The organism is Vibrio sp. 10N.222.55.C6 (genome assembly GCF_041473395.1).
Taxonomy (GTDB): domain Bacteria; phylum Pseudomonadota; class Gammaproteobacteria; order Enterobacterales; family Vibrionaceae; genus Vibrio; species Vibrio crassostreae_C.
The window spans coordinates 1-306 of the sequence record NZ_JBFRSD010000425.1 but is presented as its reverse complement, the minus strand read 5'-3'; the positions used below and the strand labels follow the sequence as shown (position 1 = coordinate 306).

At 39.9% G+C, this 306-nt stretch carries 1 pseudogene; it reads right to left on the bottom strand.

Annotation, left to right across the window (positions count from 1 at the left end):
- Positions 1-306 (bottom strand): annotated as a pseudogene (locus AB4486_RS24425) (hypothetical protein); the annotation flags it as partial.

The following is a 306-nucleotide window of genomic DNA, read 5'->3' as shown; positions in this document are numbered from 1 at the left end:
CGAAGAGGTGGTCAGCTAGGTAAAAGCATGACAGCGAAAAAAGTAGCAAGTAAAGCAGAGGGACAAGAGAAATGGATATTGTATAAGCAAGATTATCATCGACGATAAACAACAATGGAAAAGCTACGAGCGATAAGATTAAATCAGGAAAGCGAGACCAATGAATAACAATGCCATCAGCGGCATTAAAATTATTCATTGGCTCTAGGTACCAATGTCCAGTTGCCATCCAATCCTGAAATTGAACGAAACGCATATAGTCGTCATTATCATTCAGGTTAAGAGCTGAAACACTCTCCCACTTGT